This window comes from Sphingobium sp. LMA1-1-1.1 (genome assembly GCF_040676365.1).
Taxonomy (GTDB): Bacteria; Pseudomonadota; Alphaproteobacteria; order Sphingomonadales; family Sphingomonadaceae; genus Sphingobium.
Genome location: NZ_JBEGHS010000074.1, coordinates 21,754 through 42,183 on the forward strand (window position 1 = coordinate 21,754; position 20,430 = coordinate 42,183).

Below are 20,430 nucleotides of genomic sequence, written 5' to 3' on the forward strand. Positions count from 1 at the left end.
ACTTATATCGACGAATCGGGGGAAGCCCATGCCAGGCGGAGAAAAGATCGCGGACAAGCGGGTCCTGTTCGTGATGGCGGTCGAGGCGGAATATGGTCCTCAGCTCAAGGCCCGCTTCGATCCGCTGATGACGGGAGTGGGTCCGGTGGAAGCCGCGCTCAACACCGGCCTTGCGCTCCAGCGGCTGGACATGGAAGGCGCTCTGCCCGACCTTGTCGTTTCATTGGGATCGGCCGGATCGCGCATCTGTACGTTGGGCGAGGTCTATCAGGTCGCCAGCGTCTCCTGGCGAGACATGGACGCTTCCCGGCTGGGATTCGCCAAAGGCGTGACGCCCTTTTCCGACCACCCGGCCGAAATCGCGCTGCACATGCCGCTCGACATTCGCGCCGCCCGGCTGTCCACGGGGGGGAATATCGTCGGCGGGGATGATTATGCGGCGATCGACGCCGACATGGTCGACATGGAAAGCTTTGCTGTGGTGCGCGCCTGCCAGCGTTTTGGCGTGCCGGTCATGGGGCTTCGCGGTATTTCCGATGGTCCGGGCGAACTGGCCGACATGCTCGGATGGACGCAATTACTGGCGCTGCTGGACGAACGATTGGCCGAGGCGGTGGACATGCTGGCCAGCGCGCTTGAAAAGGCGAAAAAGCCCGCACCCCATCTGGAATGATGACCGGCCCGAAGCCGGTCAATGTCCTCCAAAGGCGATGATCGCCGCCGACGCGACGCCATCGGCCTCCAGCGCAGCCATGCCACCCAGGTCGGGCAGATCGATCGCGAACAACGCCATCAGCACGGTCGCACCCTGTTCCCTGATCAATTGCGCAGCCGCCAGCGCCGTTCCACCCGTTGCGATCAGATCGTCCACCAGCACCACGCGGGCTCCTTCCGGAATCTGTCCCTCATGCAGTTCCAGCCGGTCGGTGCCATATTCCAGCACATAATCGATGCCGACCGTCCTGCCGGGCAGCTTGCCCTTCTTGCGCACCGGCACGAAGCCGACGCCGAGCGCATGGGCCAGCGCCGCCCCCAGGATGAAGCCTCGCGCTTCGATGCCCACGATAAAGGCCGGATCGAGTGGCCGCGCACGCGCCGCCATGCGCTCGACCAGTTCGGCAAGGCCGGCGGCGTCCGCCAGCAATGTCGTAATGTCCCGGAACTGGATCCCCGGCTTGGGAAAATCGGGGATCGTGCGGACCAGGGCCGCCAGGCCGTCAGCGCTCATCTTAACCCTCATGGAAAAAGGGGGCCCGGTTTCCCGCGCCCCCTCCAATGTTCTGCTTCAGGCCCCGATCAGGCGGCCTTTTTCTTGTCCGCCCAGATATTCTGGTAGGCCATGTAAGCCAGGCCCGTCGCGATCAGCAGGAAGAAGATCGTCGCCAGCCCCGCGCGGCGGCGGTTTTCCAGCTTGGGCTCGGCCGTCCAGGTCAGGAAGGCCGCAACGTCCTGCGCCATCTGGTCGACAGTCGCCTTGGTGCCGTCGCCATAGGTCACCTGACCATCGGCTGTCAGCGGCGGCGCCATGGCAAGGTTCAGGTTGGCGAAATAGGGGTTGTAGTGCAGCCCCTCCGGCGTCTTGGCGTCAGGGAACTCCTTCAGCAGCTCGGCCGGCTGCGCCTGGAAACCCGTCAGCAGCGAATAGACATAGGCGCTGCCATGATGGCGGGCCTTGGTCATCAGCGACAGATCCGGCGGGATCGCATTGTTGTTCGCTGCCGCCGCCGCGACATTGTTCGCGAAGGGCTTGGGGAAATAATCCGCCGGAATGGGATCGCGGGTCGACATCTCGCCCGTCTTGGGATCCACGTCAGGGGTCTTGATCGCCCACTGCTTGGCGATCGCCTTGATCTCCGCTTCGTTGTAACCGATACCCGCCAGATCACGGAAAGCCACGAATTTCAGGCTGTGGCAGGCCGAGCAGACCTCCTTGAACACCTGGAACCCGCGCTGGAGCTGCGCCTGGTCGAACTTGCCGAAAGGCCCGTCGAACGAGAAGGCGACATGCTTGGGATTGAGGTGGAACTCATGCTCCACCGTCTTGGCGGGCGGCTCGGTGACATAGGCGACCGCGCCCACCAGGAAGGAAATCACCAGCCAGCCCGCGAAAAAGAGGCCGACCAGAAAAGCGCCGATGCGTACCATTTTCCGTCTACCCCCTTATTCGGCCGGAACCGCGGCGGGTTCGCCGTCGGTCTTGCCATATTTCGCCAGAACAGCCTCCGTGATCGAATTAGGCAGCGGAAGCGGCTTTTCGAAGCGGGAGATCAAAGGCAGGATGATCAGGAAGTGCGCGAAATAATAAGCCGCGGCAATCTGGGAGATCATCACATAGGGTTCTTCCGCCGGAGCACCGCCGCAATAGCCCAGGATCAGCACGTCGATGATCAGGATCCAGAAGAACTTCTTGAACGTCGGACGATAGCTGCCCGAGCGCACCGGCGAGGTATCGAGCCAGGGCAGGAAGAAGAGCAGCAGGATCGACGCGAACATCGCCAGCACGCCCAGCAGCTTTGCCGGCACGAAGAAGAAGTCCACGGTGAAGGCGCGCAGGATCGCGTAGAAGGGCCAGAAATACCATTCCGGCACGATATGCGCGGGCGTCGAAAGCGGGTTCGCCTCGATATAGTTATCGGGGTGGCCCAGATAATTGGGCGCATAGAACAGCAGGATCGCGAAGAGGATCAGGAACACGCCCGCTCCGAAACCGTCCTTTGCCGTATAATAGGGGTGGAAAGGCACGGTGTCCTGCGGCCCCTTCACTTCCACGCCGGTCGGGTTCGAAGAACCCGGAATGTGCAGCGCCCAGATGTGCAGGATCACCACGGCGGCGATCACGAAGGGCAGCAGGAAGTGCAGCGAGAAGAAGCGATTGAGCGAGGCATTGCCGGGGGCAAAGCCACCCAACAGCCAGGTCTGGATCGGTTCGCCCACCACAGGGATCGCGCCGAACAGGCCAGTGATCACCTTCGCGCCCCAATAGCTCATCTGCCCCCAGGGAAGCACATAGCCCATGAAGGCGGTCGCCATCATGAGGAGGAAGATGACAAGGCCAAGCAGCCACACCATTTCACGCGGCGCCTTGTAGGAACCGAAGAACAGGCCGCGGAAGATGTGCAGATAGACCACGATGAAGAAGAAGCTGGCGCCGTTGGCGTGCGCATAGCGCATCAGCCAGCCGGCATTCACGTCGCGCATCGTCTGCTCGACCGTGCTGAAGGCGACCAGCGTGTTGGCGCCATAATGCATCGCCATGATCACGCCGGTGACGATCTGGATCATCAGCGCGAGGCCGGCCAATACGCCGAAGTTCCAGAAATAGTTGAGATTGCGCGGCACCGGATAACCGGCGCCCACGGCATTGTAGACGAGGCGCGGCAAAGGCAGCTTCTCGTCGATCCACTGCATCGCGGGATGCTTGGGAGTATAATGTTCAGCCCATGGAAAGCTCATGACAGTCCCCCTCAGCCCACGAGAATGGCAGTGTCGGAAGTGAAGCTGTACTTCGGTACTTCCAGGTTCTTAGGCGCGGGTCCCTTACGGATGCGGGCCGCCGTGTCGTAGGACGAGCCGTGGCAGGGGCAGAAATAACCGCCGAATTCGCCGCGATTCTCACCCTCGCCCGCGCCCAGCGGCACGCAGCCCAGATGGGTGCAGACACCCATGGTGATCAGCCACTGCTTCTTGCCGTCGACCGTGCGCTGCTCCAGCGTCTGCGGATCGCGAAGGGTGGACGGATCAACCTTGTCGGCCTCCGCGATTTCCTTTTCGGTCAGATGCCGGACAAACAGCGGCTGCGCCCGGAAGGTGGTCTTGATCGCCTGACCCGGCTGGATCGCGGAAAGATCCACCTCCGTCGAAGCAAGCGCCAGCACGTCGGCGCTGGGGTTCATCTGATCGACCAGCGGTATGACCACCGCGACCGCACCCACCCCGGCAAAGCTCACCGCAGCGATGTTGATGAAATCGCGACGACGAACACCGTCGCTGCCGCCTCCATCGGAGACGGATGCCCCCTCACTCTCCAAATGTTCAACGATCGCCATGCACCTCAACCCTTGCAAGAACGTCCCTGGCCCCGCCGCATTGCCCGTTATGGCTATGTTATCAGGAGAGCCGCAGCGCCCATGCAGATGGGCACGCCTTTCCCCCTGGCGCGGTTTGCAGGCCTGATAACCGTAGGATGCGCCATTTGCCAAGCCTTTTAGACAGGCTAGGAGAATTAACCGCACTGTTCTATGGCGCGGCGCATGCGTATCGCCCTTTATCAACCCGAAATCGCTGGTAATGTCGGCGCGATTCTGCGCCTTGCCGCCTGCTTTTCCGTACCGGTGGACATCATCATGCCGATGGGTTTCGCCTTTTCCGATGCGAAGCTGAAGCGCGCGGCGATGGACTATGGCGCGGCCGCCGATATCACCAGGCATGCCAATTTCGATGCCTTCGATGCCCGGCGCAGGGCCGAAGGACGCCGGCTGATGCTGATGAGCAGCCACGCCTCGCAACGCTTGCCGGAGGTGGAATTTCGCGCCGGCGACGTTCTGCTGATGGGATCGGAGAGCGCGGGCGTACCCGATAGCGTGCGCGATCTGGCCGATGTGCGCGTGCGCATCCCCATGGCGCCGGGCTTTCGGTCCTTGAACATCGCCGTTTCCACGGGCATCGCGGTAGCCGAGGCCCTTCGCCAGACTGGAAGTTTCCCGCAATGACAGAGTTACCGAAAATGACCTTGGCGCTCGACCCGCAACAGCAATCCGCCCGCGACTGGTTCGAATCACTGAGGAACCGCATCTGCGCCGAATTCGAGGCGATCGAGCGGGAGGCGGGATCCGACGCCCGCTTCGACTATGTCGCCTGGGATCGCGAGGCACCGGGCCTGGCGCCGGGAGAAGGCGGCGGCGGCGTGCGCGGCGTCATGAAGGGCAAGGTGTTCGAGAAGGTGGGCGTCAACGTCTCGACCGTAGGGGGCGCCTTCTCGCCCGAATTCGCGAAGACGATCCATGGCGCGAGCGAAGATCCGCACTTTTTCGCCACCGGCATCAGCCTGGTGGCGCACATGGCCAACCCCCATGTCCCGGCCGTGCACATGAACACGCGCTATCTGAGGACATCCAAAAGCTGGTTCGGCGGCGGCGCGGACCTCAACCCTCCCCTGCCGCGGGAGGAGGACACGGCATTTTTCCATGAAGTGCTTAAGGCCGCCTGCGACGCGCATGACGCGGATTATTATCCCCGGTTCAAGGCGTGGGCCGACGATTATTTCTTCATCCCCCATCGCGGCGTGCATCGCGGCGTCGGCGGGATCTTCTACGACCATCTGGAGGGCGATTTCGACGCCAACTTCGCCTTTACGCGCGACATTGGCGAGGCATTTCTGAAGGCCTTTCCCCCCATCGTCCGCCGCCGCATGCATGAAAGCTGGTCGCAGGAGGATTATGCCCGCATGCTCGAATGGCGCGGCCGCTATGCCGAATTCAACCTGGTGCACGACCGCGGCACGCTGTTCGGGCTCAAGACCGGCGGCAATGTCGACGCGATCCTGATGAGCCTGCCGCCCATGGCAAGCTGGAGCTGAACATGGGCCTGGCGCCGGTTCCCGACGACCAGATCGCGACGATCGTCACCCATCTGGAAATGCGGGAACGGCCGAAACCCGCCCCCATCCCGCCCGCCCCATTGCGGCTGGTGCCGTGGAAGGCGCCCGCGCCCGAAGTCTATCGCGCGCTGTTCCGGCGGGTGGGCGAACCGTGGCTCTGGTTCTCCCGTCTGGTGATGGACGATGAGGCTCTGAGCACGATCATCCATGATCCCGCGGTCGAGGTTTATGCCGTCACTGATCCGCGGGGCGTGGAGGTGGGGCTGCTGGAACTGGACTTTCGTTCACTGCCCGACTGCGAACTGGCCTTTTTCGGGCTGATCCCTGAACTCACCGGCAAGGGGCTGGGCCGGTGGCTGATGGCGCAGGCCAAGGCGCTGGCCTGGCGCAGGGAGGTCACGCGCTTCTGGGTGCACAGCTGTACCCTCGACAGCCCGGCGGCGCTGGGATTTTATCGCAAGGCCGGTTTCGTGCCCTACCGGCGTGAAGTTGAGACCTTCGCCGATCCGCGGCTGGCGGGGCTTTTGTCCCTCGACGCCGCACCGCATGTGCCGGTGCTGGGTCAGTTGCCCACCGCCTGACGATAAAGCCGCGCCAGCATCACCAGCATATAGACCTGCACCACGGTCGATACCGCAGCGGCAGCCACGCTGCCGATCAGACGGCCGCCGGTCGGACCGCCGATCAGCGTCCCGACCAGGCCGAACACCGCCTGCGCCGCGCCGCCGACGATGGCCGACAGCAGCGTCAGCGCCACGATGAAGCCGAACAGCCGCCAGAAATGCCCCTTGGTCAGCGCCCAGCCATGGCGCAGCGAAGCCATGACGCCTTCGGTCCCGTCGATCACCACGGGATTGAGCAACAGCAGCCGCACGCTCGCGAAGATGGTCACGGCCACCACGCCCGCGCCCAGCAGCAGCCCCAGCGCCGCGCCGAGAGGCTTGGCGATGAGCGACAGGATCGTCACCACCAGCGTGGCGGCGATCACCGCGCCCGCGAGGAAGCCGGCGACCACCAGCGCCACGCCCAGCAACACCGGGAGGCGCGCAAAGCTCAGCCGCAGCGCCTCTCCCACGCTGATGCCGGGCCGCAGGGCAAGCGCGAAGAGGGTCAGCGATCCGAACCAGATGATGATCACCGCCAGCATCATCGCCAGCCAGAAGCTGCCCGGAACCTGCGGCATGGTGCTTTCCGCCAGGTTCCATTTGGCGAGTTCGGGCGGCGTCATCTCCTGCAGGATGAGGCCCGGCAGCGCGACGAACAGCAGGGCGACGGGAAACAGCAGGCTGCTTTCGCGCGCGACAAAGGCCACCGCCTCCTCCCACGCCTTGCCGATGGACATTGTCGCCATATCTCTTAAGCCCTGTTCCCTGTCCGATACTCTGAAAATCGCGCAGGAGACTTGATCGCTCGCTCTGCCCAAGTCAAGGAAACGCCATGTCCCGGCAATCCCCTTCCCCGCAATCCCCGGCCGAACAGGCTTCCGCCATCCAGAACGTGGAATGGCGCGTCGAACATACGCCGGTCGATTACCCCCAGGCTCTCGCGGAGATGGAGGCGCGGGCGGCCGCGATCTTCGAAGGGCAGGCCGCCGAGCGGGTCTGGCTGCTCGAACATCCACCTCTTTATACGGCCGGGACCAGCGCCGATCCTGCCGAACTGCTCGACCCGCGCTTTCCGGTGCACGATGCGGGACGCGGCGGCCGCTATACCTATCATGGGCCGGGCCAGCGGATCGGCTATCTCAACATCGACCTGCGGGAAAGAGGCAGGGACGTGCGGAATTTCGTCCATCATCTGGAGGGATGGATGATCGACGCGCTGGGCGATTTCGGCATTGCGGCGCGGCGGGCGGAGGGGCGGATCGGGATCTGGACCGACGACACCCAGGGGCGGGAGGCGAAGATCGGCGCGCTGGGCATCCGGGTGCGGCGTTGGGTCACGCTTCATGGTTTTTCGATCAATGTCGACCCCGACCTGTCCCATTTCGGAGGCATCGTGCCGTGCGGCCTGGCCGAATATCCCGTGACCAGCATGGCCGCGCTGGGCATCCAAGTCCCGATGGCAGAGCTGGACTCGGCGCTCGCCCGGCATTTTCCTGCCTTTATCAGCCGCCTGCGCCGGTGCCCGGCCGCCGACGAAGCAGGGGTTGAGCAATGTGAAACGGGCCGCTAGGGTCGCGGCCTTCGCCAGGTGGGGGGCTGCCGGGCATGCCGCACGCTTTAGGAGACCCGGATGCGTCCTGACGTCAAGACGACAATGGCAATATTCATTTCGGCCGGATGCATGATGCTGGCCGGATGCGGCAGCAAGAAGGAAAGCAGCACCGCCGTCCCCATGAACAATCTGGAAGTGGTGGACGGCACCACGACCGACGCCATGACGGATCTGGACGGCGTGCAGAGCGAGGGCGCGGCCACGGCGCTTCCCGCCAACCGCAGCGACAATGCGGCCGCTCCGGCGGCGGCGGCGAATGAAAGCGAGGCCAAGCCGGCGGCCGATACCGAAGTGCTGTCGGATCAATAGGCTGGCGCACGCGTTCAGGCATGATACAGACGAGCGGGGGATAGTTTGCAGCGCTCGTTTCAAAGAGGGATTTCGATGACATTGCGTGATGTGGGTCGTTCCATGGGGTACCGATCCTTTGGGCGCACGGCCGCCCTGCTGTTGGCCATGACCGGAGCAGTGCTGGTGACGCAGCCGGCGAGCGCGCAATTCTTCTGGTCGCCGCCCGATTTCTCGAGCCCGCCCCTGACCGATGCCGAAGCCACGACCGCCCTCGGCCTGCCGGGCGCGACGCCTGCGGAGGTCAAGGCGGGCCTGGTATGGAACCTGCGCGCGGCACTGAACGTCGCGGCGCTGCAATGCCAGTTCGAGCCGACGCTGCTGTCGATCAGCAACTATAATGCCATGATCGCCCATCATGACGCCGAGTTGGACGCAGCGCAGGCGACTCTGCTCGGCTATTTCCAGCGCACGGTCGGCAAGGGCAAGGCCGGCCAGATGGCGTCGGACCAATATGGCACGCGCATCTATTCGGGCTATTCCACGGTGCAGGCGCAGCGCGGCTTCTGCCAGGCGGCGGGGCTGGTCGGACGAAAGGCGATCTTCGCCCAGCGCGGTACGCTGAACGAGGTGGCGCGCAACGGATTGGGGTCGATCAAGAAGTCGCTGATCCTGGCAGGCGAGCAATTTTACGGCGATCCGGGCCGCGGCTATTCGCTGACCCTGCCATCCTTCGACCCCAAATGCTGGAAGAAGGGCAAGATGCTGCCGGCCTGCCAGCTTGCATGGAACCAGAAGATCGGGGTCCAGCCATAAGGATGGGCGCCCGATAACGGATCCGTGATCTTCTCCCTTCCGGGGGAGAGGGCCGGGCGCGGGGCCGCCGTCCCGCCCCACGACCGTCAGCCGTCAGCGCAATCCCAGATATTTATGCGACTGGAGGCTGAGCCGCCAGCGCGGCCGTCCCATCACCAGGTCCACCGCTGCCTGCGCGTTTTCCGCTGCCTTCGGATCGTCGAGCGGCTGCACGAGCCAATGATCGAAGGCCCAGCGCTCCATATCCTCGACATCGGCCAGGCTGTGCCCCTGCCCGGGCTGCGGCCAGACCAGCTTCAGCTCATTGCCGCTGCGCTGCACCACTTCGCTGCCTGCCTTGGGGCTGATGCAGACCCAGTCAAGCCCCGGATGCGCGGGCAAGGTGCCGTTGCTCTCGATCGCGATGGCAAAGCCGCGGGCATGGAGCGCATCGACCAGCGCGTCATCGATCTGGAGCATCGGCTCTCCGCCGGTAAGAACGATATAGCGCCCCTCCCGCCCCTCGCCCCAGAAGGCCAGTGCGGCGGCGGCCAGACCGTCCGCATCGGCGAACTTGCCGCCACCATCGCCGTCTGTCCCGACGAAATCCGTGTCGCAAAAGCGGCAGATCGCGGTTTCCCTGTCCTGCTCCCGCCCGGTCCAGAGGTTGCAGCCGGCAAAACGCAGGAAGACGGCCCGGCGCCCGGCATGGACCCCTTCCCCCTGAAGGGTCAGGAACATCTCCTTGACGGCGTAGCTCATGGCGTCAGGGCTTCTTCGCATAGATGGTGGGATCGGGCAGGCCAGCCTCCACGAAACCCTTGGACCGCAGGCGGCAGCTGTCGCACAGGCCGCAATGGCTGCCGTCCGGCGTCGGATCATAGCAGGACCAGCTCAACCCTGCATCCAGCCCCAGCCGGTCGGCTTCGCGCACGATGTCGGCCTTGCTCATATGCTGAAGCGGGGCATTGATCCGGATCGGATGCCCCTCCACCCCCGCCTTGGTGGCCAGCGCGGCCATCTTCTGAAAGGCGTCGATGAACTCCGGCCGGCAATCGGGATAGCCCGAATAGTCGAGCGCATTGACGCCGATGAACACGTCGTTCGCGCCCACCACCTCGGCCAGCCCCAGGGTCAGCGAGAGGAATATGGTGTTGCGCGCCGGCACATAGGTCACCGGGATTCCCTCGCCGACGCCGCCCTTCGGCACAGCGATGTCGGCGGTCAGCGCGGACCCGCCAAAGGCGGTCAGGTCCAGCGGCAGCACGATATGCGAAATGGCGTTCAGCGCCGATGCGACGCGCGCGGCCGCCTGCAATTCCAGCCGGTGACGCTGGTTATAATCGATCGAAAGGGCGAACAGGCGATAGCCGGCCTCGCGCGCCAGCCCGCCCGCCACCATGGAGTCGAGCCCGCCCGACAGCAGGACGACAGCGAATTTTCCATTATGGGCAACCATGAGCGCCGCGCTACGCCTCCCGACGCATCAGCGCAAGCCGGTCACGTCCGGAGCGCTTTTCGCTAGGCCGGATCGACATTCAGATGATGACGAGCCGAAAATGGTGGTTTTTCGTGACCCGGCGCGCTGCGTACTTCCAGTAGGTGAGCACCGGAAGCACGGAAAGCCGCCATTTGCAGGCCGTCAGGGCTGAAGCCGATCCGGCCTAATGGCAGGCCCCAAGCCAGCGGCCTTCCAGCGCAAAGGCAAAGGGCGCGCCATCGGCGATGCCCTGCGACTGGATCTGCACCAGTCGGGAGGTTTCGATGCGCAGGTCCGTTCGCCCATTGCCCGCCGCGCCGCATTCATAAGTGACGACCATCCGCCTGGCGGCATCGCTGACGGTGAAGCTCTTGCAGGCATGGCCCGCATGACGGCTTTGCAGAAGCTGGTTGAGGCTGGATATGCAGAGCCTGCGCGCCGGGCCATCCTCGCCCCGTTCGCGCAATTCCCATTCGCCCGTCTCCAGCCCCTTGGGCAGGCGCGACACGGGTGCCGCCGACTGGGCGCCGGAGATCGTCATCATCATCACCATCGCCGCGCCAAGGGCGCGCAGCTTCGCCGTCATTCCGATCCCCCTGTCGACCGTTGCTGAACTGAATCAGCCTTGCCCGTCAATTGCGGCAATTTCATAGCAATATCCGGAAGGGCCACTCATTCATCCGGGAAGCTGGTCTGGAAAGCCGGCCTCCGGGAAGCTCGAAAGCGCGACCGGGAAGAGGCGCGAGCAAAAGGCGCAGTCGACGCCGATAATGCCCTGGTCATCCGCCATGTCTGCCCGCTCCGCCGCGGGAAAGCGGCCGATGACGCTGCGGATATGCTCCAGGTCGCAACGGCACCCCTTGCTGAGCGCCGTGGGATCGGTGACGCGCACCTCCTCCTCTTCATGGAACAGCCGCCAGACGATGTCCGACAGCGGCAACGCGGTGTCGGTCAGCTCCGCATCCTTGAGGGTATGGGCCAGCGCCTGGACATGTTCCCATTCGGGATGGTCATGGCGGACATGCAGCCGTTCCCGCCCAACCTCCCCCTCGGGCAAGTGCTGCAGCAGCAGGCCGGCGGCCAGACACCCCTCCCCCGCATCATGGCGGGTGGCGATCTGGACGATGCTGGGGATCTGTTCGGACTGGAAGAAATAATGTTCCGCCGCGTCGGCCAGCGATTCGCCGTCCAGGGGGACGATCCCCTGATAGCGCTCGCCAGTCACAGCCTGGTCGAAGGTGATGGCCAGATAGCCCTTGCCGAACAGGCCGAACAGCGTCGGATCGGGGCCAAGTTCGGCAAGCCGGTCGGCGTCGAACTTGGCATAGCCGCGCACCTCGCCCGCCTTGTAGTCGGCCACCAGCAGGCTGACGACGCCATTTTCGGTCTGCGCCTGAAGCGTGAGCTGCCCACCCGCATCCTTGAGCGTCGAACCCAGCAGCACCGCCAGCACCAGCGCGGAGGCAAGCAGCCGCTCGATCTGCGGCGGATAGGCATGGGCGGCAAGGACATCGTCGAGGACCGGCCCCAGCCGCACGATCCGCCCGCGCGCATGGCGCGAAGGGATGGTGAAGCCAAGGGCCTGGTCGAGTGTGGCGGAAGAGGTCAAGTCAGGCTCCGTACAGCGCGCCAGGACGCGCCGATCATGCAAAGGCGATTAGATAGGGGGCGATCGTCGAGCTTGCAAATGGGCTTGGATTGGGTGGGGCAGCCCCCTCCTTGAAGCACAACATGCTCCTGCGCAGGCAGGAGCACGGCCCGCTTAGCGGCGGCCAATGGCCAAACAACAGCTCATCCAAGTCGCCCCAGCGCCCAGAGCAGCACCGACTTCTGCGCATGGATGCGGTTTTCCGCCTCGTCCCAGATCAACGACTGCGGGCCGTCGATCACCGCTTCCACCACTTCCTCGCCGCGATGGGCGGGCAGGCAGTGGAGGAATTTCGCCGTCGGCCGGGCCAGCGCCATCAGTTCGGGCGTCACCTGATAGGGCATCATCGCCCTCAGCTTCTCCTCGGCATGGGCCTGCCCCATGGAAATCCAGGTGTCCGTGACGACGATGTCCGCGCCCGCGACCGCCGCCTGCGGATCGCGGGTGCGCAGGATGTCAGCGCCACAGGCCTGCGCCTCGGCTTCGAAGGATGGGTCGGGATCATAGCCCTCCGGCACGGCGATACGCACGCCGAACTTCATGAGGCCCGCCGCCTCGACGATGGAATGGAGCACATTGTTGCCGTCGCCCAGCCATGCCCACTGGCTGCCGGGCAACGCCACGCCATGCTCCACCACGGTCAGCAGGTCGGCGACGATCTGGCACGGGTGCGACAGGTCGGTTAGGCCGTTGATCACCGGAACGCTGGCATGATGGGCCATTTCCTCGATCTTGGCATGATCGTCCGTCCGAATCATGATGGCGTCGCACATGCGGCTCAGCACGCGGGCGGTGTCGGCGATGGTCTCCCCGCGGCCAAGCTGGCTGGTCGCGCCGTCGAGGATCAGCGACGTGCCGCCAAGTTGGCGGATAGCCATGTCGAACGACACGCGGGTCCGGGTGGAATTCTTCTCGAAGATCATCGCCAGCGTATGGCCGGCGAGCGGCGCATCCGCATCGGCCCTGCCCTTGGGCCAGCTCGCGCGCGCCGCCTTCCGATCGATGGCGTCGGCGATCATCGCGGCGATCGCATCGCCGCCCGCGTCACTCAGATTCAGGAAATGTCTGGTCATTGAAGGTCTTCCTTCAAATCGCCGTTCGTCCCGGGCAGCCCGTCGAGCATGTCGCGTTCACGTATCGAAGGGTGGATGTTTCGATACAGGTCTTCGACGTCGCCCACTACCCACGCGGCACGAACGGCAGGAATGTCAGGCCTCAGCCTCCGCAAAGCTCCGCGCACCGGCCGAAAGCCGTTCGACGCATTCCGCGACATGGCTTTCCTCGATCACCAGCGGCGGCAGGATGCGCACCACATTCTGCCCCGCCGAAACGGTCAGCAGGCCGTGATCATCGCGCAGATGCGCCACGAAGGCGCGGGCGTCGAAATCATCCTTCAGCTTGACGCCCAGCATCAGGCCCAGGCCGCGCACATCCTCGAACATGTCATGATTGGGGATGAGCTGCTCCAGCGCGGAACGCAGGCGCGCGCCCATGGCCTGCACATGGTCGAGGAAACCCTCGCCCAGCACCTCGTCCAGCACGGCCATGCCCACCGCCATGGCCAGCGGATTGCCGCCATAGGTGGAGCCATGGGTGCCGAACACCATGCCCTTGGCCGCTTCCTCCGTCGCGAGGCAGGCGCCCAGCGGGAAGCCCGCGCCAATGCCCTTGGCCACCGCCATGATGTCGGGGACCACGCCATATTGTTCATGGGCGAAGAACGTGCCGGTGCGGGCATAGCCGCACTGCACTTCATCCAGGATCAGCAGCAGCCCCTGCTCGTCGCACAGCTTGCGCAGGCCGGAGAGGAATTCCTGCGTCGCCGGGGTTACGCCGCCTTCGCCCTGCACCGTTTCCACCAGGAAACCGGCGGTGTCGTCGTCGACGGCGGCCGTCGCAGCCGCCAGATCGTTGAAGGGCACCACGGTGAAGCCGGGCAGCAGCGGTTCGAAGCCGTCACGCATCTTGGGCTGGCTGGTGGCGGAAATCGTCCCCAGCGTCCGCCCGTGGAAGGCGTTGTCGAAGCTGATGATCTTGTGCCGGTGCGCCTGGCCATTGACATAATGATAGCGGCGCGCGGTCTTGATCGCGCACTCCACCGCTTCCGCACCCGAATTGGTGAAGAACACCGTGTCGGCAAAGGTCGTGTCGACCAGGCGCTGCGCGAACTTCTCGCCCAGCGGCATGCCGTAGAGGTTCGACGTGTGCATCAGCGTCGCAGCCTGATCCGCGATCGCCTTGACCAGCCTGGGATGGCCATGACCCAGCAGGTTGACCGCGATGCCGCTGGCGAAATCCAGATAACGCTCGCCGCGCTCCCCGATCAGATAGCAGCCCTCGCCTCGGACCGGGCGTACATCGCACCGGGGGTAAACGGGCATGAGCGGCGTAATCGACATGGTCCTTCCCTTTCTGGGCTGATGCAAACAAAGTCCGAAACGCAAAAAGGCGGCCCCCGCCGGGCCGCCCTTTGCGAGCGCTGCCTATACAGGCGCACCTTTGATGGCGCAACCCCGCAGGATGCCCCTGTCTTCAGCCGATCTGGTCCCACGCCTCCGCGATCTCGCCGACCATCAGGCGGGCCTGCTCGACCGGCGCGGCATCATGTTCCTTGGCGCCGACGAGCAGCAAGCGCCGGGCCTCGCGGTAGATCTGGGCAAGGCCGGTGGCGATGTCTCCGCCCCTGTCGAAATCAAGGCTCGATTCCAGCGCGAACAGGATCGACATGGCGCGGGCCTGCTTGTCGGAAACCTTGAGCCGGTCGCCATTGCGTTCCGCCAGCGCGGCGGCGTCCAGCGCCAGCAGCAGCTCGTCGAACAGCACCTTGACCAACGCGTGCGGCGTCGCTCCCTCGATCCGGCTGCCCGAATGGACCGCCGCATAGCGCCGCGCCGCTGCCGTGCCGCCGAACCCGCCATGATTGTAGAACATGATATTCCGACCCCTTTGATATTCATTTTCCGCGATTTCTCAGTCAGCGATCGGTCCGACCGCCTGGAAATCAGTTGTCGTTCTTGGTCCAGAGAGCGACCTGCTGCTGGAGATAGCTCTGCGTCGCCTTCAGTGCCGACAGGCGCGTCTCCATGGCCGAATAGACCTTGGTGAGCTGGTCCTGATAGTTGGTCATCTGGGTATCGAGCTTGTCGAGCTGATCCGTCAGTTCCTTCGCCAGCTGCTCATATTTGTCCTGCGTGGTGGCGAGCGGCCCGCCATCCTTCTTGATGTTGTCGCGCACGCTGTCCATCAGCCCGGCAATGCCGACATTCGTGGCTGTCTTGACCGACGGGTTCAACAATTGCGTGATCGCCTTCGGATCCGCGGCGATCGCCTGGTCCAGCGCCTTGGTGTCCAGCGAGAGCGTGCCGTCGCGATTGGTGCTGACGCCCAGGTCGTTCAGCGTCCTGTAGGTGCCCGTGCTGCTGAGCGCGGTCGACACCATCTGCGACAGCTGCCGCTTCATGTCGCGGATCGATGATTCCCCGTTCAGCACGCCCGCATTGGACGAGTCGGTACCGGTGGAGGTCGCCGTGTTCAGCGCCTTCATCAACGTGTTGTAGGCATCGACGAATTCGACCATCAGGTCGCGCATCGACGTGGTCGGCTCGGTCGTGGCGAGCGTGACGCTGGTCCCCGGCGCCGCCTTGTTGAGGTCGATGCGCAGATAGGGGATCGCGCTGTCGATGGTGTTGCTGGCATAATGCTGCTCCACGCCGTCGAGCAGGATCACAGCGTCGCCCGGATCGGCGGCGCTGGCCATGGTGCTGCCGGCGGGCAGGCTGGTCTTGGTCCAGGCGAACTGGTCCAGCGACGCACCACTGGCGTCGGGCGTGGAGGAGGAAACCGTCAGCGAGATTTCATTGGCCGCGCCGGTCGGCCCCTTCATCATCAGGCGCGTTCCCTGCGAATCGGTGATGACGGAGGCGGTGACCCCGGTGCCCGACGCGTTGATGGCGGCGGCCAGGCCGGCATAGCTGTTGTTGGACGAGGTGATGGTGATGGGAACGGCAGCGCCCGAACCCACTTGCAGCATCAGCGTGCCGGTGCCGACGGTCGCCGCAGCGCCGCTCGCCGCGTCGCTGTTGGTGTTGACCGCAGACACCAGGGTCCGGCTGGTCGCCAGGTTGCGCACCTCAAGCTGGGCGGGAAGGCCGCTCGGCGTGCCGCCGGGCAGCGCGCTGACCGCTGCGATGCTGGGGTCGTTGGAAGCGGGCGTCCCCGAATAGCTGGTGCCCGACAGCAGGCTGTTCATCGCGTCGGCAAAGGTATCGAGCGAGCTGGACGCCGATGCCAGGGCAGAAATCCGTGCGGTATTCAACGTCTGGCGGCTGGTGATGGCCTGCTGGCGCGGTTCCTTGGTGGCGCTTACCAGGCTGGAGACGAGCGACGCGGTGTCGATGCCCGATCCCGCGCCTAGCGCCGTCAAGATGCTGCTGCTCACCGAAGTCATTGGGCCGTCCTTTCAGAAGAGAGAACGGCCGTAGCGCGAAGACCTTTAGGAATGATTTTCGCGCTCTCGCAGGCGCCCTGTTCAGGTGCCCGGCGAAAGGATCTGGTCTACCGCGCCTCGGCGGACATTGGCCTGCGCCGCATGGGCATAGGCGGCCTGCTCCGCGATGCGCTTGGCGATGCGGATGGTGCTTTCCACCGCTTCCTTCGAAGCGGGAGGCAGGGGAACCAGCACCTGCGGCGCCGGCAACATCGACTGTATCTCATCGGCCGCGCCCTGGACCGTCGCGGTGCCGCCCTGGCTGCGCAGATCACCCAATATGTCGGCTATGCGGGCATGCACCTTGGCATATTCGGCGCTGCTGGCGATGCTTTCCTCGGCGGCTGGCTGATCCTCGGGCATGGCCCGCCTGGGGGATTGTCCACCCTGCTGCGTGGCAGCGGAGGACGAAACCGGCTGGATCGCGGACACGGCAGAGGGTGCGCGGGCCGCGCCGCGATCTACCGACAATTCTGTCCGCGAAATATAGTCGTTCATGACGCACCATCTTAATGCGTCCCCATGAATATTATACGGATATTAAGTCCTAAACTTAAGTTAAGGACGACCGGTTTTCATCAAGCACATGATTATCAAGAAGATTTTTTGCCATCCGCATCAAAACGCAGATCGTCCGGCACGGTGATGAAGGGACGATCCATCTCGCTAGCCATCCGATTCTCGACCCGGAAGACGAAGGCGAGCACGGTCGCGACCGCCATGTACAGTCCCTCATTGACGACCTGCCCCGCGCGCGAGGTGAAGTAGATGGCGCGCGCCAGTTCGGGATATTGCAGCACCGTGACGCCATTCTGGTCCGCCAGCTCGCGGATCGCCGCGGCTATCGCGTCGCAGCCGCGCGCCACCACGACCGGCGCGGCGTCCTGCCCGGGCTTGTAGCGCAGGGCAACGGCGAAATGGGTGGGGTTCGTGACGATGACGCTCGCCTCCGCCACGGCCTTGCGGGTCGAACCGCTCAGCACCTCATATTGCTTGCGGCGGATATGCCCCTTCAGTTCAGGCGAACCTTCGCTCTCCTTGTGCTCGTCCTTGATTTCCTGCTTGGTCATCGAAAGCCGCCTGGACCGCTGCATCAACTGGGCGGGGACGTCGATGCCCGCTATCAGGAACAGGCCGCCCGCCATGACCAGGCAGGTCAGGATGAACATGTTGCCGAGATCCGCCATGGCGGGCGCCAGCCCCGCCCTGCCCAGCCCCACGATCTCCGTCAGCCGGTCCCAGATCATCCAGACGCCGATGGCGCCCAGCAACGCGACCTTGGCAACGGATTTGACGAGTTCGATCAGCCCCTGGAGCCCGAACATGCGCTTGAGGCCGGCCGCGGGATTGAGTTTCGACGCCTTGGGCGCGAAGGCGCCGGGGCGAAACCCGAGCGAGCCGAGCAGGGCCGGCCCCGCAACGGCCGCGAGCAAGGTCGCCAGCAATATCCCCGCGACCGGCAGGGCAATGCCGGAGAGCAAGGCGAAACCCCGGTCGGCCGGAGCGAAATTGACGATGTCCTCGCGCCGGAAACGCAGCGCCTCTATCAGCATATCGGACAGGGATTCGACTATCGAAGGCCCGGTGACCGCCATCCAGCCGATGCCCGCCATCACCACCAATGCGGTGGCGAGATCGCGGGACTGGAGAATGTCGCCATTCTTCGCCGCGTCCTTCAGCTTCTTGGCTGTCGGCCTTTCGGTCTTTTCGCCGCCGCCATTGCTCTCGGCCATGGTCAGCGCCCTTCCGCGATCATCTGGGCCTGCTCCAGCCCGGCCTTGAGCGCGGCGGTGATCCCCTCGCCCATGATCGGCGCGGTGACGGCAAGCAGGATGAGTCCCGTCATCAACGCCACCGGCATGCCGACCGCGAACAGGTTGAGCGCAGGCGCGGTGCGGGCCAGCATGCCCATGACGATCTGCACCAGCACCAGCGCGAACCCGACCGGCAGGGCGATGGTGACGCCCGCGCCCAGCAGCGCGCCGCCGAATTCGATCAGGTGCCAGACAGCATCGTTGCTGAGCATCGCGCCGCCCGGCGGCAGCGCCTGATAGCTTTGCACGACGAAGCTCACCAGCATCAGATGCCCGTCCATGGCAAGCAGCAGGAAGGTCGAGAGGATGGAGAGGAACTGGCCCACCGCCTGAGTCGCCTGGCCGGAGGACGGATCGACCATCGCCGCGAAATTGAGGCCCATGGTGTTGCCGATGGCTTCGCCCGCGACCAGCGCGGCGGCATAGCCGATCTGCACCGCAAAGCCGATGGCAAGTCCGGCAAGCACCTCGCCCGCGACCATCATCACGCCCTGGAAGCTGGCGACGCCGTCGGCGGGAAGCTGGATATGCACGCTGTTGAGCGCCGCCATGCCCAGTGCCAGCGACAGGATCAGGCGCAGTTGCAACGGCACGGCGGGCGCGCCGAATACCGGGGCGGCGATGAACGCGGCACCGGGGCGGATCATGGCGATGAGCCAGATCCACAGCTGGACTTCGACATTGGCGAAGCCCGGCGCGATCATTGGAGCAGGTCCGGAATGCGCTCGAAAATCTCGCGCGTGAAATCGGCGATCAGCACCATGATGGAACCGCCGAACAGCACCAGCATGGCGCCGACGACGATAATCTTCGGGATGAAGGCCAGCGTCTGTTCGTTGATGGAGGTCGCCGCCTGCACCATGCCGATGACGACGCCCGCGATGAGGGCCGGGATCAGGATCGGCGCCGCCGCCAGCGCCGTGATCCACAGCGCCTGCTGCGCCAGCCCCATGAAGAAATCGGCGTTTTCCATCCCCTTGGCCCTATGTCGCGAAGGAGCCGGCCAGCGACCCCATCGTCAGCGCCCAACCGTCGACCAGCACGAACAGCAGCAGCTTGAAGGGCATGGAGATAATCGTGGGGGACAACATCATCATGCCGAGCGCCATCAGCGTCGACGCGACCACAAGGTCGATGATCAGGAAGGGCAGGAAGATCATGAAGCCGATCTGGAACGCGGTCTTCAGTTCCGACGTCACAAAGGCGGGCAGCAGGATGGAGAAGGGAATGTCGGCGGCCGAGCGGAAGGCGGGCGCCTCCGCCAGGTTGGAAAAGAGCTTGAGGTCGGTCTCGCGCGTCTGCTTGGTCATGAAGCCATGCAGCACCTTGCCCGAACGGCCCACGGCCTCCTCGATCGAAATCTGCCCCTTGCCATAGGGGTCGAAGGCCTGGGCGTTGATCTGGTCGATAGCGGGCCGCATCACGAAGAGGGAAAGGAACAGCGACAGACCCACCAGCACCTGATTGGGCGGCGTCTGCTGCAATCCCAGCGCCTGGCGCAGCAGCGACAGGACGATGATGATGCGGGTGAAGCTGGTCATCATGAGGATCAGCGACGGCAGCACCGTCAGCAGGCTCATCAGGATCAGGATCTGCAGCGACAGCGAGAGCGAACGCCCGTCGCCGCTGATCTGCCCCATGGCGCGGCTCAGCGCGCCGCCATTGTTCACCGGGGCCGGGGCGGCAGGCGCGGCCTGCGCGAAAGCGGGAATGGCGATGAACAGGGCCGCAAGCAGCAGCGCGGCCAACGCCCATTTCATCGTTCCCGCATGGGCCGTCGCCGTCCTTCGGGTCGCGGGAATGACGGTGGACAGGCTGTCAGCGCCCGGCACGATAGGGGTCGCCTTCCGCGATCTTCTCGATCCGCCCGCGCGTGACGGACAGCAGGATCTTCTTCCCCTCGAACTCCACGACGGCGAGCTTGCCGAACGTGCCCATCGGCAACGCTTCCAGCAGCTTGAGCGATCGATCATTCTGCCCGACCATCATGCCGGGCTGATATTTGCGCCACAGCCAGAGCGCGCCGAAGGCCATGCCCCCGACCAGAGGCAATAAGATCAGCAGCTTGACGAAATACCAGATCATGAGGGCTTTCCGCGAAGATGG

26 protein-coding genes are annotated in these 20,430 nt (G+C 64.6%); 7 read left to right on the forward strand and 19 right to left on the reverse strand.

Annotation, left to right across the window (positions count from 1 at the left end):
* Positions 1-28: 28 nt before the first annotated feature.
* Entirely contained in the window at positions 29-673 is a 645-nt protein-coding gene (locus MRBLMA1_RS21705; protein WP_363739845.1) for a 5'-methylthioadenosine/S-adenosylhomocysteine nucleosidase, read from the forward strand.
* Positions 674-691: 18 nt separating this feature from the next.
* Here MRBLMA1_RS21705 and MRBLMA1_RS21710 read toward each other — a convergent pair whose 3' ends face one another.
* The 4 genes from MRBLMA1_RS21710 to petA form a co-directional block, all read right to left on the reverse strand.
* Positions 692-1,228, reverse strand: a complete 537-nt coding sequence (locus tag MRBLMA1_RS21710) for an adenine phosphoribosyltransferase (protein WP_363739847.1) — start codon at positions 1,226-1,228, stop codon at positions 692-694.
* Between the two features lie 68 nt (positions 1,229-1,296).
* Positions 1,297-2,145 (reverse strand): cytochrome c1, encoded by an 849-nt coding sequence (locus tag MRBLMA1_RS21715; RefSeq protein ID WP_363739850.1) that lies wholly within the window; start codon positions 2,143-2,145, stop codon positions 1,297-1,299.
* Between the two features lie 15 nt (positions 2,146-2,160).
* Positions 2,161-3,453, reverse strand: a complete 1,293-nt coding sequence (locus MRBLMA1_RS21720) for a cytochrome b (protein ID WP_133653794.1) — start codon at positions 3,451-3,453, stop codon at positions 2,161-2,163.
* 11 nt (positions 3,454-3,464) lie between these two features.
* A complete protein-coding gene (petA, locus tag MRBLMA1_RS21725) occupies positions 3,465-4,046 on the reverse strand; it encodes a ubiquinol-cytochrome c reductase iron-sulfur subunit (protein WP_133653795.1) in 582 nt (193 codons plus the stop codon).
* A 192-nt stretch (positions 4,047-4,238) separates the two neighbouring features.
* Here petA and MRBLMA1_RS21730 point away from each other — a divergent pair, with 192 nt between their 5' ends.
* The 3 genes from MRBLMA1_RS21730 to MRBLMA1_RS21740 are packed head-to-tail and all read left to right on the forward strand — an operon-like array spanning position 4,239 to position 6,177.
* Entirely contained in the window at positions 4,239-4,709 is a 471-nt protein-coding gene (locus MRBLMA1_RS21730; RefSeq protein WP_363739852.1) for a tRNA (cytidine(34)-2'-O)-methyltransferase, read from the forward strand.
* Positions 4,710-4,723: 14 nt separating this feature from the next.
* Positions 4,724-5,575: an oxygen-dependent coproporphyrinogen oxidase gene (gene hemF, locus MRBLMA1_RS21735; protein WP_363739853.1), complete on the forward strand. Its 852-nt coding sequence runs from the start codon at positions 4,724-4,726 to the stop codon at positions 5,573-5,575.
* Positions 5,576-5,577: 2 nt separating this feature from the next.
* Positions 5,578-6,177 carry a GNAT family N-acetyltransferase gene (locus MRBLMA1_RS21740; RefSeq protein WP_363739855.1) on the forward strand — a complete coding sequence of 200 codons (600 nt, stop codon included), beginning with the start codon at positions 5,578-5,580 and terminating at the stop codon, positions 6,175-6,177.
* Here the strand turns inward: MRBLMA1_RS21740 and MRBLMA1_RS21745 are convergent.
* On the reverse strand, positions 6,159-6,947 hold the full coding sequence (locus tag MRBLMA1_RS21745; RefSeq protein ID WP_363739857.1) for a hypothetical protein: 789 nt from the start codon (positions 6,945-6,947) through the stop codon (positions 6,159-6,161). The genes MRBLMA1_RS21740 and MRBLMA1_RS21745 overlap by 19 nt on opposite strands.
* Positions 6,948-7,033: 86 nt before the next feature.
* On the opposite strand from MRBLMA1_RS21745, the gene lipB reads away from it, so the two are divergent.
* The 3 genes from lipB (at position 7,034) to MRBLMA1_RS21760 (ending at position 8,917) form a co-directional block, all read left to right on the forward strand.
* Entirely contained in the window at positions 7,034-7,771 is a 738-nt protein-coding gene (lipB, locus tag MRBLMA1_RS21750) for a lipoyl(octanoyl) transferase LipB (RefSeq protein WP_363739859.1), read from the forward strand.
* Positions 7,772-7,831: 60 nt separating this feature from the next.
* Entirely contained in the window at positions 7,832-8,122 is a 291-nt protein-coding gene (locus MRBLMA1_RS21755) for a hypothetical protein (protein ID WP_363739861.1), read from the forward strand.
* A 102-nt stretch (positions 8,123-8,224) separates the two neighbouring features.
* Positions 8,225-8,917, forward strand: a complete 693-nt coding sequence (locus tag MRBLMA1_RS21760) for a hypothetical protein (protein ID WP_414714785.1) — start codon at positions 8,225-8,227, stop codon at positions 8,915-8,917.
* A 93-nt stretch (positions 8,918-9,010) separates the two neighbouring features.
* On the opposite strand, the gene queE is transcribed toward MRBLMA1_RS21760, so the two are convergent.
* The 14 genes from queE to MRBLMA1_RS21830 form a co-directional block, all read right to left on the reverse strand.
* The gene (gene queE / locus MRBLMA1_RS21765; RefSeq protein ID WP_363739865.1) at positions 9,011-9,658 is read right to left on the reverse strand and encodes a 7-carboxy-7-deazaguanine synthase; all 648 of its coding nucleotides are present in this window, start codon (positions 9,656-9,658) and stop codon (positions 9,011-9,013) included.
* A 4-nt stretch (positions 9,659-9,662) separates the two neighbouring features.
* Positions 9,663-10,355, reverse strand: coding sequence for a 7-cyano-7-deazaguanine synthase QueC (queC, locus tag MRBLMA1_RS21770; protein ID WP_363739867.1), 693 nt, complete (start codon positions 10,353-10,355; stop codon positions 9,663-9,665).
* A 205-nt stretch (positions 10,356-10,560) separates the two neighbouring features.
* On the reverse strand, positions 10,561-10,962 hold the full coding sequence (locus tag MRBLMA1_RS21775; protein WP_363739869.1) for a DUF3617 domain-containing protein: 402 nt from the start codon (positions 10,960-10,962) through the stop codon (positions 10,561-10,563).
* 90 nt (positions 10,963-11,052) lie between these two features.
* On the reverse strand, positions 11,053-11,985 hold the full coding sequence (locus tag MRBLMA1_RS21780; protein ID WP_363739871.1) for an Hsp33 family molecular chaperone HslO: 933 nt from the start codon (positions 11,983-11,985) through the stop codon (positions 11,053-11,055).
* Between the two features lie 182 nt (positions 11,986-12,167).
* Positions 12,168-13,097, reverse strand: a complete 930-nt coding sequence (gene argF / locus MRBLMA1_RS21785; protein WP_363739874.1) for an ornithine carbamoyltransferase — start codon at positions 13,095-13,097, stop codon at positions 12,168-12,170.
* A gap of 135 nt (positions 13,098-13,232) precedes the next feature.
* A complete protein-coding gene (locus MRBLMA1_RS21790; protein ID WP_363739877.1) occupies positions 13,233-14,423 on the reverse strand; it encodes an aspartate aminotransferase family protein in 1,191 nt (396 codons plus the stop codon).
* Positions 14,424-14,556: 133 nt separating this feature from the next.
* Entirely contained in the window at positions 14,557-14,955 is a 399-nt protein-coding gene (gene fliS / locus MRBLMA1_RS21795; RefSeq protein ID WP_133653809.1) for a flagellar export chaperone FliS, read from the reverse strand.
* Positions 14,956-15,025: 70 nt separating this feature from the next.
* Entirely contained in the window at positions 15,026-16,471 is a 1,446-nt protein-coding gene (gene fliD, locus MRBLMA1_RS21800; RefSeq protein WP_363739880.1) for a flagellar filament capping protein FliD, read from the reverse strand.
* A gap of 81 nt (positions 16,472-16,552) precedes the next feature.
* On the reverse strand, positions 16,553-17,008 hold the full coding sequence (locus tag MRBLMA1_RS21805; RefSeq protein ID WP_363739881.1) for a hypothetical protein: 456 nt from the start codon (positions 17,006-17,008) through the stop codon (positions 16,553-16,555).
* A gap of 95 nt (positions 17,009-17,103) precedes the next feature.
* On the reverse strand, positions 17,104-18,243 hold the full coding sequence (flhB, locus tag MRBLMA1_RS21810; RefSeq protein ID WP_363739883.1) for a flagellar type III secretion system protein FlhB: 1,140 nt from the start codon (positions 18,241-18,243) through the stop codon (positions 17,104-17,106).
* Positions 18,244-18,245: 2 nt separating this feature from the next.
* Positions 18,246-19,028 (reverse strand): flagellar biosynthetic protein FliR, encoded by a 783-nt coding sequence (gene fliR, locus MRBLMA1_RS21815; RefSeq protein ID WP_133653813.1) that lies wholly within the window; start codon positions 19,026-19,028, stop codon positions 18,246-18,248.
* Entirely contained in the window at positions 19,025-19,297 is a 273-nt protein-coding gene (gene fliQ, locus MRBLMA1_RS21820; protein ID WP_025548552.1) for a flagellar biosynthesis protein FliQ, read from the reverse strand. Before fliQ ends, fliR begins: the two co-directional genes overlap by 4 nt.
* 10 nt (positions 19,298-19,307) lie before the next feature.
* Complete coding sequence (fliP, locus tag MRBLMA1_RS21825) at positions 19,308-20,084, reverse strand: flagellar type III secretion system pore protein FliP (RefSeq protein WP_133653954.1); 777 nt, start codon at positions 20,082-20,084, stop codon at positions 19,308-19,310.
* A gap of 58 nt (positions 20,085-20,142) precedes the next feature.
* Positions 20,143-20,409: a FliO/MopB family protein gene (locus tag MRBLMA1_RS21830; protein ID WP_133653814.1), complete on the reverse strand. Its 267-nt coding sequence runs from the start codon at positions 20,407-20,409 to the stop codon at positions 20,143-20,145.
* Positions 20,410-20,430: the final 21 nt, after the last annotated feature.